This is a genomic window from Streptomyces diastatochromogenes (assembly GCF_002242805.1).
GTDB classification, from domain to species: Bacteria; Actinomycetota; Actinomycetes; order Streptomycetales; family Streptomycetaceae; genus Streptomyces; species Streptomyces diastatochromogenes.
Genome location: NZ_MCGQ01000041.1, coordinates 151,905 through 164,638, shown reverse-complemented (window position 1 = coordinate 164,638; position 12,734 = coordinate 151,905). Strand labels below are relative to the sequence as shown.

Genomic DNA, 12,734 nt, shown 5'->3' with positions numbered 1-12,734 from the left:
CCGCCCCCAGACCCCCCTTCGCCCGCCCACCCACCCGACTCGGTCGGCTGACAAGGGTGGGCAAAGGGCGGGGCGAGGCAGGTGAGAATGAATCGGTAGGAAAGGACACCTCCGCCTTGCCAGAAGGGCACACCATCCACCGGCTGGCCCAGGACTACGCCGAGCGTTTCCAGGGCACCGACCCGCGGGTGACCAGCCCCCAGGGCAAGTTCTCGGACGCGGCCGACCTCCTGAACCGTGCCCACCTCACCGGCACCGAGGCCCACGGCAAGCACCTCTTCCTCCGGTTCCGCGACACCGACTGGGTCCACATCCACCTCGGCCTCTTCGGCAAGGTCGACTTCGGCCCCACCCCCGCACCCCCGCCCACGGACACCGTCCGGCTCCGCCTCGCGAACGACACGTCGTACGTGGACCTCCGCGGCCCGACGACCTGCGCGCTCATCACGGACGACGAGAAGCAGGCGATACACGACCGCCTCGGCCCCGACCCCCTCCGCGAGGACGCCGACCCCAGCGCGGCACACCGGAGGATCACCCGCAGCCGTACGACCATCGCCGCACTGCTGATGGACCAGAAGATCATCGCCGGCGTCGGCAACGTCTACCGCGCCGAGGTCCTCTTCCGGCACCGCATCGACCCGTACCGCGCGGGCCGGGACATCACCCCCGCCGAGTGGGACGCCATCTGGGCCGACCTCGTCGCGCTCATGCGCGAGGGCGTGCGCAACAACCGCATCGACACCGTCCGCCCCGAGCACACCCCGGAGGCGATGGGCCGCCCGCCCCGCGTGGACGACCACGGCGGCGAGGTGTACGTCTACCGCCGGGCCACCCTGCCGTGCCACATCTGCGGCACCGAGATCCGCACCGCCGACCTCGCCGCCCGCAACCTCTTCTGGTGCCCGACCTGCCAGAAACCCTGAGCAGGGGCCGTCAGAAGCCGTGCGGCAGCCACGGGGCCACCGGTGAGCCGAACGCCACCGACGCCTCCGCCAGCGCCCCCTGCCGCAGCTCCCGTACCCGCCCGGCCGCCGCCAGCGACAGCAGGGTCACCCCGCCGAGGTAGGCCGCGCCCAACTCCCGTACGGACAGGCTGAGATCGGCCGAGTCGGTCGTACGCTCGCAGGACGCGCCCTTGCTGTCGCCGGTCAGCCGCCAACGCCCCGCGTTCCAGGGGCAGAAGGCGTCCTCCACCTCGAACACGACGTCCACCGGCGCCTGATACGTACGCGCCGTCAGCGCCGTACCGACGTCGACGAGCCGGACGTGGCACGAGTCGCGGAACCGCGGCCTGCAGCGCCGGATGTCGGAGACCATGTACTGCCAGGCGTCGTCGAGCGGCCGCCCCCGCACGGTCAGGGTCGTCATCAGGTCGATGCCGAACAGGAAGCGCCACAGCGCCGCGTCGGTCGCCGGGTCCAGCGCGGCGAGGTCCTCCAGCGACACCGTGCCGTCGTGCCCGCTCGGCCCCCAGCCCAGCTTGGTGCGGAAGCGGGCGTACCCGGTGACCACGCCGTCCCGCTCGGCCACCACACACTGCAGCTCGGACGCCCCGCCCCGCTCGCTCTCCGGGTCGAGCAGCCCCACCCGCTCCCAGCCGGGCTGCCGGGCCAGCATCCCGGGCCGGCGCGGCACCAGCGCCGCGTACACCGCCTCGCACTCGGCGAGGACGTCGGCGGGCGTCGCGTACCGCAGTCGTACGTCATCGGTACCTGCGGGCAGCGCCAGCGTCACCCGGCCCGTGTCGATCTCGGCGTGCAGCTGGAAGGTCCCGGCGCCGTACCCGAACCGGCCGTAGATCGCCGGCTCGGAGGCGGTCAGCACCGCCAGCGGCTCGCCCCACGCGCGCACGTCGTCCAGCTGGCGCCGCATCATCGAGGTCAGCACCCCGCGCCGCCGGTGCGTGGCGGCCACGCTCACCATGGTGACGCCCGCGGCGGGCACCAGGGCCCCGCCCGGCACGGTCATCCGGAAGCTGAACGCTCCCGCCGTCCCCACCAGCTGGTCACCGTCCCAGGCGGCCAGGGAACGGTCGAACTCGGTGAGTGATTTGTCCAGTTCACGTTCCTCGGGCGACGCTGCGCCCGCGCCGAAGGCACGGACCAGGTTGTCCCACCACCCGTCCCACTCCTCGGGGCGCAGCACCTTCAACTCGGTCGCACGGTCAGTCGCCATGAGCCATGCCTATCAGGGCATTGCGGGACGAGCCAGCGAATTTCTCCCGGGCGGCGGCGCGATGGCCCTCCGTGCCGTTCACTGTGAAGTTGAACCGCGAAGTTGAGCCTCTCACGGGGGACAAGTGGGACCTCCCGTGCCAAGCGGCTGGTCCGATCGATAGGGTCCCGAACTAATGGCAGCAGGACGAGAGCGGCGCGCGAAGGCCGAGACGTTCACGGCCCGGTGGAAGATGCAGTGGCACCGGGCCCGCGTCGGCCTGCGCAGAAGCGCCGTGGACTACTTCCGCGGCGACGGTTCGGACTGGATCGCGCTCGCCGGTCTGCTGCTCACCATCCCCGTCCTCGCGGCCATGACCCTCGCCAACTCGGTGTGGTGCTCCCCGGCCACTCTGGTGCTGCCGATCGTCGCGGGCGGCCTGCTGCTGCGCCCGGCGAGCCTGCTCGGCCTGTACGCGGCGGGGGCCACCGCGCTGATCGTGGAGTCGGTGCGGCTCGGCCCGTACACCGAGGGGCCCTCGCGGGTCACCCCCGGTGTGGTCCTGGTGGTCGCCGCGTGCGGCTTCTTCGGGCTGCTGACCGCGCAGTTCCGCAGCCGGGTCGGCGTGCCCTGGCGGCGCGGCGGCACCATGCTCTTCGACCTGCGCGAGCGGATCCGGGTACAGAGCAAGCTGCCGAAGCTGCCGCAGGGCTGGCACCACGAGATGGCGCTGCGCCCGGCGGGCGGCCAGTCCTTCTCGGGCGACTTCGTCGTAGCGTCCCGTACGAACGGCGGCCGCACCCTGGAGGTCGTGCTCACGGACGTGTCCGGCAAGGGCATGGACGCCGGGTCGCGCGCCCTGCTGCTCTCGGGCGCGTTCGGCGGCCTGCTCGGCTCCCTGGCCCCGCACGCCTTCCTCCCGGCCGCCAACGGCTACCTCCTCCGCCAGGACTGGGACGAGGGCTTCGCCACCTCCATCCACCTGGTCCTGGACCTGGACTCCGGGGACTACGAGCTGTACTCGGCCGGCCATCCGCCGGGGCTGCAGCTGAGCGCGGGCAGCGGCCGCTGGGAGGAGAAGGGGGCCGAGGGCCCGCTGCTGGGTGTGTACGACGGCGCCCAGTTCGACCCCGTGAAGGGCTCGCTGCGGCCCGGGGACGTGTTGATGCTGTTCACGGACGGACTGGTGGAAACCTCCGACCGCGACATCGTGGAGGGCATCGACCGCCTCACCGGAGAGGCCGACCGCTATGTCGCCGGCGGCTTCCACGGCGCCGCCTGGCACCTCATCGAGGCGGTCGCGAAGGACGTCAACGACGACCGGGCCCTGCTCCTGATCTGCCGCCAGGCAGCACCGGCGACGGCCCGCTGAGCCACCCCCCGCGCCGCCGGGGTGGGGTTTTCCCCCGCCCGGATCCGCCAGCCGTCCGCATGGTCCGGCCACCCTCCGTATCCGTACGTTCGAGACACGTCACCGCACACGTCACCGAACACCCACGGACCGGAAGGACCCCCATGCCAAGCGACTGGGCCGTAGAACTGCACGGAGTCACGCGCCGCTACGGCCGCGGAGGCTCCGCCGTGCACGCCCTGCGCGGCATCGACCTCGCCCTCCCCCCAGGCACCTTCACCGCCGTGATGGGGCCCTCCGGCTCCGGCAAGTCCACGTTCCTGCAGTGCGCGGCGGGCCTGGACCGCCCCACCGCGGGCCGGGTCGTGCTCGGCGGCACGGACCTCACCGGCCTGAGCGAGAACAAGCTGACCGCCCTGCGCCGCACCCGCCTCGGCTTCGTCTTCCAGGCCTTCAACCTCCTCCCCTCCCTCACCGTCGAACAGAACATCGTCCTGCCCATGCGGCTGGCCGGCCACCGTCCCGACCGCCGCCGCTCGGCCGAGGTGCTCGCCCAGGTCGGCCTCGCCGACAAGGCCCGCCGCCGCCCGAGCGAACTCTCCGGCGGCCAGCAGCAGCGCGTGGCCATCGCCCGGGCCCTGGTCACCCAGCCCGACGTCGTCTTCGCGGACGAGCCCACCGGCGCCCTGGACACCACCACCGCCGCCGAGATCCTCGCGCTGCTCCGCGACGCCGTGGACACCCAGCGCGCCACGATCGTCATGGTCACCCACGACCCGTCGGCCGCCGCCTGGGCGGACCGCGTCCTGTTCCTGGCCGACGGCACGATCGTCGACCACCTGGACCGCGCCCCCGCAGCCCACATCGCCTCCCGCATGACAACCCTCACCACCCAAGCCACCCAAACCCGCCCCGCCGCCTGACGCCCCCCGCCGGCGGGCACGGTCGCCCCCACGGGGCGGAACCGCCGTCGGCGGCTTACGGGTCACGGACGGCCTTGCCGGCCGACGCCCGCCACCCGCCGTCGGCGATCCGGCCCCCACCCACACCCGCCGACGAAACCAGCACGCCCCTCGGCACTCGTCCACGGCGATTTCGCCTCACAGGGGCCTCCCGCCCACCGACGAAAGTGGCCCGCACCCCGCCACCTGGCGAAGGCGATCCCGCCCCTCAGCGCCCACCCACACCACGCCCCCCGCACTCGTCTACGGCGATTCCGCCCCACAGCGGCCGCCCGCACCCACCGCCGAAACCAGCACGCCCTCTCCCACCCACCTCCTGCACCCGTCGACGGCGAATTGGCCCGCGGGGGCCACCCGCGCCAGACCACGAAGCCCGCACGCCCTCTCCCACGCCCCTCCGGCACCCGCCGACGGCGAATTCGCCCGCGGGGGCCACCCGCGCCAGACCACGAAACCCGCACGCCCCACTCATCCCACCCACCCCCCGGCACCCGCCGACGGCGCTTCCGCCCCACAAGGGCCACCCGCACCCGACCACGAAACCCGCACGGGTGGAGCGGGTGGGAACGACATCCCGCCGAAGGCGAAGCCGAGGCGGACCGACCCAGAACGGCACCCGGATGTACCCCAACGGCCTGGCCCGCGCAGCCCTCCGCTTCAAGCCCTCCACCTTCGTCGGCACCTTCATCGCCCTCGCCCTCGCCGCGATGATCGTGGCGGCCTGCGGGATCCTCCTGGAGACCGGCGTCCGCGCCAAGGTCCCACCCCAGCGCTACGCCCACGCCCCGATCATCGCCGCCGCCGACCAACGCGCCCGCCTCGCCCACGCCGACGACGGCGACAACCAGCCCCTCCCGGACCGCGCCCGCCTCGACGCCTCCCTGATCGCCAAAGCGGCCGCCGCCCCCGGCGCCCGTACCGCCGTAGCCGACGTCACCTTCCCGATACGCGGCCCGCACGGCACCCCGTACACCGCCCACAACTGGGCCTCCACCACCTTCACCGGCGAACGCCTCACCACCGGCCACCCACCCGCCCCGGGCGAAGTCGTGCTCTCCAACGAATCCGCCGAAACCGCCGAAGCAGCAGAAACCACCCGCACCGTCGGCGACCACATCACCCTCACCACCCCCGACGGCACCCGCACCACCTACCGCATCTCAGGCCTCACCCAAGCCCCCACCCCCACCACCTGGTTCGCCGACTCCGACGCCGTACGCCACTCCGGACACCCCGGCCGAATCGACGCCATCGCCGTACTCCCGAAAGAAGGAGTAGGCACCGACACCCTCAAGTCCCAGGTGTCCCGCGCCCTCGGCACCCACGCCCTGGTGCACACCGGCGACGACCGCGGCGCCGTGGAGGACCCCTCCCTCGCCCAGGCCCGCGAACTGCTCACCGGACTCGGCGGCTCCTTCGGCGGCATCGCCGCGCTGGTCGCCGTGTTCACCGCCGCCGGCACCGTCGCCCTCGGCGTCGGCCAACGCGCCCGCGAGTTCGCCCTGTTGCGGGCCATCGGCACCACCCCGCGCCAGATCCGCCGCACCATCGCCACCGAGGCCCTCCTCGTCGCCCCCCTGGCCGGCGCGGCCGGCTGCCTGCCCGGCATCGCGCTGGCCCACTGGTGGTTCGGCCAGCTCCAGGACAAGGGGGCGATCCCGGACGCCGTACGGCTCTCCGTCTCCTGGATCCCGCTGCTCACCGCCGCCGGCACCGTCCTGGTCACCGCCCTGTGCGCCGGCTACCTGGCCGCCCGCCGCAGCTCCCGCATCAAGCCGGGCCAGGCGCTCGGCGAGGCGTCCGTGGAGCGGCTGCGCATCGGCTGGATCCGCACCCCCCTCGGCCTGGCCGCCGTCGTGGGCGGCTGCGTCTGCGCGGGACTCTCCTCCTCCCTGCAGGGCGAGGACGCGGCCAACGCGGCCCTCGGCATCGTGTTCCTGTTCATGCTCGCGGTCGCCCTGCTCGGCCCGCTCGTCGCCCGCGCCTGCGCCGCCCTGTTCGGGCTGCCGCTGCGCGGTGCCGGCGCCCCGGCCGCGCTCGCCGCCGCCAACTCCCGTACCCACGCCCGTCGGCTCGCCTCCGCGATCACCCCGATCGTGCTCGCCATGGCCTTCGCCTCGGTCCTGGTGTTCCTGCAGACCAGCCAGGACAAGGTCACCGCCGACCAGCAGCGCGCCGGCGTGCGGGCCGACCACATCGTCACCGCCCGGCCAGGGCTCGCCCCCGACGCCGTACGACAGGCCCGGCGCACTCCCCATGTCATCGCGGCCGTCGGTCTGTTGCGCACCTCGGTCCTGGTCCCGGTCGCCGGCTCGCTGGAGTCCGCCTCCACCCAGGGCGTCACCGGCTCCGTACGCGACCTGGCCGCCGTCCAGGACCTGGACGTCCGGGACGGGCGCCTGACCCTGCGGCCCGGCGAGATCGCCGTGGACGCCGGCCTCGCCCGCAACGCCCATGTGAACGTCGGCGAACGCCTGCACCTGTACCTGCCCGACGGCACGAAGGCCGCCCCGCTGGTCGTGGCGACGTACGGCCGCGGCATGGGCCTGTCCGAGCTGACGATGAGCCGCGCCGACCTCGCCACCCACGTCACCTCCGCCTTCGACACGGAACTGTGGACGAAGGGCGGTACGACGGCCGGTCTCGCCCCCCTCGGCACGGTGCTGGACCGCGACGGCTACTCCGCCGCCCAGTCCCTGGACCGGGAGCTGAACGCCTGGGCCAACGCCGTGATGGCCGCCGTACTCGGCGGGTTCGCGGCCGTCGCCGCCGGCAACACGCTGGTGATGACCGTCCTGGCCCGGCGCCGCGAACTCGGCACCCTGCGGCTGATCGGCTCCACCCGGCAGCAGATCCTGCGGATGATCCGCTGGGAGGCCCTGCTGGTCGCCCTCGCCGGCATCGCGCTCGGCACCGCCATCGCCGTGGCCACGCTGGTGCCGATGACGAACGGGCTGACCGGGCAGGGCCCGTACATCCCGCCCGTGGTCTACGGCGCCTTCGCCGGCGGCATCCTGCTGCTCGGGCTCACCGCGGTCACCGTCCCGGCCCGGGCGGCGCTGCGCCGGGAGACACTGGACGAATGACCGGGACACCACTCACCCTGGCCGAGGTCGAGCGCCTCGCCCGAACCGCCCACGCGGGGCAGACCGACAAGGCGGGACGGCCGTACGCGGAACACCTCGCGGCCGTCGCCCACGGGGTGCGCGCCCGCGGCGGGGACGCCGACCAGATCGCGGCGGCCTGGCTGCACGACTCCGTCGAGGACGACGCGCTGAGCGAACAGTGGCTGACGGGTGCCGCCCTGACCCCGCGCACCAAGGCCATCGTGCGCGCCGTCACCAAGCGGACGGGGGAGGGGCAGGAGGCGTACGCGCGCCGGATCCTCGTCACCCCGGGCGCGCTGCTGGTGAAGCAGGCCGACCTGGCGCACAACGCCGACCCGCAGCGGCTCGCGGTCCTGGACGAGCCGACCCGGAAACGACTGACCGAGAAGTACGCACGGATGCACGCACTTCTCGGTCTTGAGCAGGGGAGTTAGACCAGGGGAGCTGGATCAGAAGAGCTAGATCAGGGGAGCTAGATCAGGAGAGCTGGATCAGGAGAGCTGGACCAGGGGAGTCAGACCAGGGAGTCAGACGCCGACCTTCTCGCGCTCCTTCTTCTGCCGCTCGCGGGCCAGTTCGGCCGCGTCCTGCTTGAACGCCCACTCCATCTTCGGCTCCATCGCGAAGCGGAACACCCGCTGCACCGGCCGGGTGCACAGCACCGTGACGACGGCGGCCGCGACGACGGTCACCGCGATCTCGCCGAGCGGGTGGTGCAGCCAGGCGTGGTCGAACCAGCCCCGGTAGTCGGCGAACTTCACCAGGAACCCGTGCAGCAGATAGCCGTACAGGGTGCCCGCGCCGAGCGCCGTGAACCACATGTTCCGGCGCGGCACCCAGGCGAAGAAGCAGGCCGTCAGCAGCAGCGAGCAGCCCAGCATCGCGAGCACCATCACCGGGCCGCACCACCACGGCGCGCCCAGCTCCTGCGCGGAGTCGCGGTGGTAGAACCACGCGGTGTTCATCCGCGGCACCGCCCACCAGCCGACCGCGAGGGCGGCGGCGAAGACGGGCACCGAGGCGATCCGCACCGAGCGGCGGCGCACCAGCTGGAAGTGCTCGGGCTTCATGCACAGGCCGAGCACGAAGTACGGCAGGAACTGCAGGACGCGCTGGAGGTCGAGGTCGTCACCGATGCTCGGCGTGATGCTGGCCAGCATGGCGAGGCCGACGGCGAGCGGCAGCGGCCAGCGCACCAGCTTCCAGATCGGTGTCGTCAACCGCCAGACGAACAGCGCGACCAGGAACCAGGTCAGGTACCAGGGATCGAGGAGGCTGATCGGCTCGTGGGAGCCGTCGACGGCGTTCTTGAAGAGCGGGTACGCGGTCTCGAACAGGACGTACGGCACCGCGACACCGGTGATCAGCCGCTTCAGCCGGTCCGGGCGCATGTCGAAACTGCGCGAGAAGAAGCCGGAGATGATGATGAACGCCGGCATGTGGAAGGTGTACACGACGGTGTACACGCCCTCCAGGATCCGGCTGTCGCCCTTCAGCGGTTCCCAGGCGTGCCCGATCGCGACGAGCACGATCGCCAGGTACTTGGCGTTGTCGAAGAACGAATCGCGCTGTTTGCCCGGTCTGTCCGCGGGCGGCCGCTGCCTCTGCGTACTCATCGGGGTACGCGGACTGGGCACTCCGTCCACCGGCGACTGTGCCGGGGGGAGCGGCCTGCGGCTGTGGCCGGGGGACGAGGCGGCGTCAAACATCTCAGGCACCCTAGCGTCGACTGTGCGATTTCGTAAAACCCCCGTGGTCATTCCTGGTTATTGCCTTCGAGTACCCGCTGATTTACATGACTTGCCTCCTGTGTCCACGTGACGATGGGCACATCGATCCCCTCCATTCAACCCTGATGTCCCGATTCATCCCGACTAATTGGGGCATATCTCGCCCCTGTGTCATCAATTCGAATTCCCTGCGCACATGATGTGTGGACACCGAAACGAAGCTGCGCAATTCCTAGTGGAGTCAGGCGCCGACGGCCGGTCGAATTGCTGTGCGGGGCATCGCCCGCCGCGGGTGCTTGTCCAACGTTGCGTCACGAGCCGCATACGGCGGCCGGGTTGGTGGCACGATGGTTCTGGCGGGGGTGCGGGGTCGTACCCCCGGGCCGGGAGAGCGGACCGACCGAGGGTGTGATCAGTTGTGGCCATTTCACTGTCTGTGGTGCTGCTGTTGGCGATCATCCTGGTGGTGCTGATCCGAGGGGGGAACATCAAACCGGGTCCGGCGATCGTCGCCGTCCTCTTCGGTTTCTTCCTCGCCTCGACCGGCATGGCGCCGTCCATCAACCGCTTCCTGAACTCGATAGCGGAGACCATCAACTCGATCAGGTTCTGACGCCGGTGGGGCGGGCCGGCAGAGCTGGACAACTGAAACAACGGGGGGACGTACGGGGATGGCGCTGCGCGACTCGGATCCGCCGGAAGTGGGCGGTTACCGGATCGAGGACCGTCTCGGCAGCGGCGGCATGGGAGTGGTCTACCTGGCCCTCCCCCACGCTCGACTTCGCTCGCGCGGGGGGACCCCCATCGCCTCCGGCCGCCGGCTCGCCGTGAAGGTCGTCCACGGTCAGTACGCCGACGACGACGAGTTCCGCACCCGCTTCCGCCGCGAGGTGGCCTCCGCCCGCCAGGTCAGCGGCGCCTTCACCGCACCCGTGGTGGACGCGGACGCCGACGCTCCCCCACTGCCTTAAGGGCGTGGGAGGTGCCCCCATCGCCCCTGGATGGCCACGCTCTACATCCCCGGCGAGGACCTGGGCACCCACGTCCGCCGCCACGGGCCCCTGCCGCCCGAGCGGCTGCGCGCACTCGCCGCCGGCCTCACCGAGGCCCTCGCGACATCCTCCCCCACTCTCGGCTTCGCTCGAGCGGGGGCACCCCCAGCGCCGGAGTCGTCCACCGGGACCTGAAACCGGCCAACGTGATGCTCGCCGACGACGGCCCCCGGGTCATCGACTTCGGCATCTCCCGGGCCACCGAGTCGGCCGCCGCCGACGCCCTCACCCAGACCGGCCGGGATGGGGGTACCGCCCGCGCGAGCGAAGCCGAGCGTGGGGGAGGGCACCCCGCCCTTCATGTCACCGGAGCAGTTCTCCTCCCCGCACGAGGTCGGCTCTGCCAGCGACATCTTCTCCCTCGGCGCGATCCTGGTGTACGCCGCCACCCGGCGCGGCCCCTTCGACAGCGCGAGCCCCTGGGAGACGGCCACGAAGGTCGTCGAGAGCGAGCCCGAACTCGACGGCCTCCCCGACGATCTGCTCCCCTTCGTCAGCCTCTGCCTGGAAAAGCACCCCAAGTCCCGGCCGACCCCCGATGAACTCCTGACCCTGCTGCGCGAGGGCCGCCTGCCGGACCCGCGCCCGGAGCCCGCAGAGCCGGACACCGAGCCCGTACGACCCCGCGCGCGGCGGCGGAAACTCTGGCTGGCCGCGATCGCGGGCGCCCTGGTGCTCGCGGCGGCTGCCTCCGCGACCGCACTGCGCCTGGCCGGGGGCGAGCACGGCCCGCCCGGCGACCTGCCCAAGGGGTGGTCCGCCTGGCAGACCCAGGAGTCCGACAAGGCGACCACCGCCGGCGGCTCGTTCACCTCCTGCGCCGCGCTCGACGGCGGGCTGGTCTGCGCCGGCGACGGCCTCAAGGCGGTCCGTTTCTCGCTGGCCACCGGCAAGATCGCGTGGAGTCTCCCGGAGGCCGACCACCCCGACCCGAGCACCAGCGGCAGCGGCTACCCCGACAGCGGAGTGATCGGCACGCACGGACACGACGTCTACACCGTCGCCGACACCAAGGCCCGCTCGGCCCAGAACAGCCGCTACGTCTTCCAGGCCCTCGACGCCCGCACCGGAAAGGTCCGCTGGAACAAGCCGCTCGGCCAGAAGAAGCCCACTGCGGTGGAGGGCACCGTGGCGGTCACGCAGGACGGGCCGATCGTCACCTACGGCCAGGACGGCAGGACCTACTCCCTGCTGGACCCCGCCCACGGCACCCCCCGCTGGAAGCGCACCATGCCCGCGAACGACACCTGCGCGCTCCGCACCGCGGCCGGGAACGGCTACCTCGTGTGCGTCGACGGCAACAGCGCGCACACCACGATCGCCCGGCTCGACCCCGCCCACGGCACGGCCCGCTGGACCGCCACCGTGGACGGCGCCCTCACCCTGGCCGGCCGGACCGGCGGCCGCCTGGTCCTCGTCACCTCCCCGGACTCCCCCGTAGGGCCGGAGGAGGCCACGATTCCCCCCTACCGCCGCATCACCCTGCTGGACCTCGCCGACCGCACCCCGCACGTCGTACCGCTGGCCCGGCCCGTTCCCTGGTCCGCCACGCCCACCCTGGCCGGCGGCACCCTCTACTTCGTCCAGGACAGCGGCGCGGTCCGCGCGGTCGCCCCGGCCACCGGCCACACCCTGTGGGACACCGCCTCCTCCGTCGAACGCCCCGGCGCGCCCGTCGTCTCCGACGCCTACGTCCTCCTCGCCTCCCCGGGCGGCCGCCTCGCCGCCCTGGACCGCACCAACGGCAAGGAGGTCCACAGCGTCCCCGGCCGCGGCACCGGCCTCGAACCTTTCACCGGCTACGCCGGCGCACCCCCCGTCGTCCACGGAGACGCCGTCTACGTCCCCTACGGCACCCGTTCGGTGTACACCGTGAACCTCCGGGCCCTGTGACCCCGGACGCCCCCGGAACACGCCAGAGGCCCGGCTCCGCCGAAACGGAAACCGGGCCCCTGGACCGTGGAGAGCGGGCGACGGGAATCGAACCCGCGTAGCTAGTTTGGAAGACTAGGGCTCTACCATTGAGCTACGCCCGCAACAATGCGCCGCAGGTCGGTGACCGCAGCACTGCAGAGCATCGTAGCGGGTCGTCCGGCGCGGAGGCCAACCCGTTTGGACTGCGGCGATGCCACGCGCGCGGGCAGTGGATAAAGCGGCCGACGGATCCGGCCGGGGCATGTACCCTACGTGTCGCACCAGACGGGGTGTGGCGCAGCTTGGTAGCGCGTCCGCTTTGGGAGCGGAAGGCCGTGGGTTCAAATCCCGCCACCCCGACCACCGGCACACGTGACCGCGTGATCGCCTTTTGGGGCGCTGACCCGCTGCGGTTACTATGCAAGCTGCGCGCCCGTGTGTCCCGGCCCACTCGGCCTACG

Annotated in this window: 10 protein-coding genes, 2 tRNA genes and 1 pseudogene; 10 read left to right on the top strand and 3 right to left on the bottom strand. The window is 72.3% G+C overall.

The genetic code is table 11. The features are described from left to right. Positions 1–116 precede the first annotated feature (116 nt). Positions 117–926, top strand: a complete 810-nt coding sequence (locus tag BEK98_RS37410; protein WP_094221210.1) for an Fpg/Nei family DNA glycosylase — start codon at positions 117–119, stop codon at positions 924–926. Positions 927–936: 10 nt separating this feature from the next. On the opposite strand, the gene BEK98_RS37405 is transcribed toward BEK98_RS37410, so the two are convergent. Next, positions 937–2,178, bottom strand: a complete 1,242-nt coding sequence (locus BEK98_RS37405; RefSeq protein ID WP_094221209.1) for a GNAT family N-acetyltransferase — start codon at positions 2,176–2,178, stop codon at positions 937–939. A 175-nt stretch (positions 2,179–2,353) separates the two neighbouring features. On the opposite strand from BEK98_RS37405, the gene BEK98_RS37400 reads away from it, so the two are divergent. The 4 genes from BEK98_RS37400 (at position 2,354) to BEK98_RS37385 (ending at position 8,011) form a co-directional block, all read left to right on the top strand. Continuing rightward, the gene (locus BEK98_RS37400) at positions 2,354–3,529 is read left to right on the top strand and encodes a PP2C family protein-serine/threonine phosphatase (protein WP_094221208.1); all 1,176 of its coding nucleotides are present in this window, start codon (positions 2,354–2,356) and stop codon (positions 3,527–3,529) included. Between the two features lie 143 nt (positions 3,530–3,672). Then, positions 3,673–4,431 (top strand): ABC transporter ATP-binding protein, encoded by a 759-nt coding sequence (locus BEK98_RS37395; RefSeq protein ID WP_094221207.1) that lies wholly within the window; start codon positions 3,673–3,675, stop codon positions 4,429–4,431. Between the two features lie 659 nt (positions 4,432–5,090). Beyond that, positions 5,091–7,556: an FtsX-like permease family protein gene (locus BEK98_RS37390; RefSeq protein WP_094221206.1), complete on the top strand. Its 2,466-nt coding sequence runs from the start codon at positions 5,091–5,093 to the stop codon at positions 7,554–7,556. After that, positions 7,553–8,011, top strand: coding sequence for an HD domain-containing protein (locus BEK98_RS37385; protein WP_094221205.1), 459 nt, complete (start codon positions 7,553–7,555; stop codon positions 8,009–8,011). Before BEK98_RS37390 ends, BEK98_RS37385 begins: the two co-directional genes overlap by 4 nt. Before the next feature lie 93 nt (positions 8,012–8,104). On the opposite strand, the gene BEK98_RS37380 is transcribed toward BEK98_RS37385, so the two are convergent. Continuing rightward, positions 8,105–9,193: an acyltransferase family protein gene (locus BEK98_RS37380; protein WP_244202138.1), complete on the bottom strand. Its 1,089-nt coding sequence runs from the start codon at positions 9,191–9,193 to the stop codon at positions 8,105–8,107. Positions 9,194–9,725: 532 nt separating this feature from the next. Here BEK98_RS37380 and BEK98_RS37375 point away from each other — a divergent pair. The 4 genes and pseudogenes from BEK98_RS37375 to BEK98_RS37370 all read left to right on the top strand — a co-directional run bounded on the left by BEK98_RS37375 (position 9,726) and on the right by BEK98_RS37370 (position 12,252). Beyond that, on the top strand, positions 9,726–9,920 hold the full coding sequence (locus BEK98_RS37375) for a hypothetical protein (protein WP_094221203.1): 195 nt from the start codon (positions 9,726–9,728) through the stop codon (positions 9,918–9,920). A 58-nt stretch (positions 9,921–9,978) separates the two neighbouring features. Beyond that, a complete protein-coding gene (locus tag BEK98_RS50330) occupies positions 9,979–10,278 on the top strand; it encodes a protein kinase family protein (protein WP_244202137.1) in 300 nt (99 codons plus the stop codon). A gap of 11 nt (positions 10,279–10,289) precedes the next feature. Further along, positions 10,290–10,490 (top strand): annotated as a pseudogene (locus BEK98_RS50325) (hypothetical protein); the annotation flags it as partial. Positions 10,491–10,659: 169 nt separating this feature from the next. Further along, the gene (locus tag BEK98_RS37370) at positions 10,660–12,252 is read left to right on the top strand and encodes an outer membrane protein assembly factor BamB family protein (RefSeq protein WP_244202135.1); all 1,593 of its coding nucleotides are present in this window, start codon (positions 10,660–10,662) and stop codon (positions 12,250–12,252) included. Between the two features lie 72 nt (positions 12,253–12,324). On the opposite strand, the gene BEK98_RS37365 is transcribed toward BEK98_RS37370, so the two are convergent. Next, positions 12,325–12,395: transfer RNA gene (locus BEK98_RS37365), tRNA-Gly, on the bottom strand. A gap of 164 nt (positions 12,396–12,559) precedes the next feature. Here BEK98_RS37365 and BEK98_RS37360 point away from each other — a divergent pair. Further along, positions 12,560–12,636 (top strand) — tRNA-Pro (locus tag BEK98_RS37360). The last annotated feature ends 98 nt before the right edge of the window (positions 12,637–12,734 follow it).

Excerpts from the sequence above, each read along its gene's own strand:
- BEK98_RS37395 (WP_094221207.1), top strand. The coding sequence starts at position 3,673 with ATGCCAAGCGACTGGGCCGTAGAACTGCACGGAGTCACGCGCCGCTAC.
- BEK98_RS37400 (WP_094221208.1), top strand. The coding sequence starts at position 2,354 with ATGGCAGCAGGACGAGAGCGGCGCGCGAAGGCCGAGACGTTCACGGCC.
- BEK98_RS37385 (WP_094221205.1), top strand. The coding sequence starts at position 7,553 with ATGACCGGGACACCACTCACCCTGGCCGAGGTCGAGCGCCTCGCCCGA.
- BEK98_RS37380 (WP_244202138.1), bottom strand. The coding sequence starts at position 9,193 with ATGAGTACGCAGAGGCAGCGGCCGCCCGCGGACAGACCGGGCAAACAG.
- BEK98_RS50330 (WP_244202137.1), top strand. The coding sequence starts at position 9,979 with ATGGCGCTGCGCGACTCGGATCCGCCGGAAGTGGGCGGTTACCGGATC.
- BEK98_RS37370 (WP_244202135.1), top strand. The coding sequence starts at position 10,660 with ATGTCACCGGAGCAGTTCTCCTCCCCGCACGAGGTCGGCTCTGCCAGC.
- BEK98_RS37405 (WP_094221209.1), bottom strand. The coding sequence starts at position 2,178 with ATGGCGACTGACCGTGCGACCGAGTTGAAGGTGCTGCGCCCCGAGGAG.
- BEK98_RS37390 (WP_094221206.1), top strand. The coding sequence starts at position 5,091 with ATGTACCCCAACGGCCTGGCCCGCGCAGCCCTCCGCTTCAAGCCCTCC.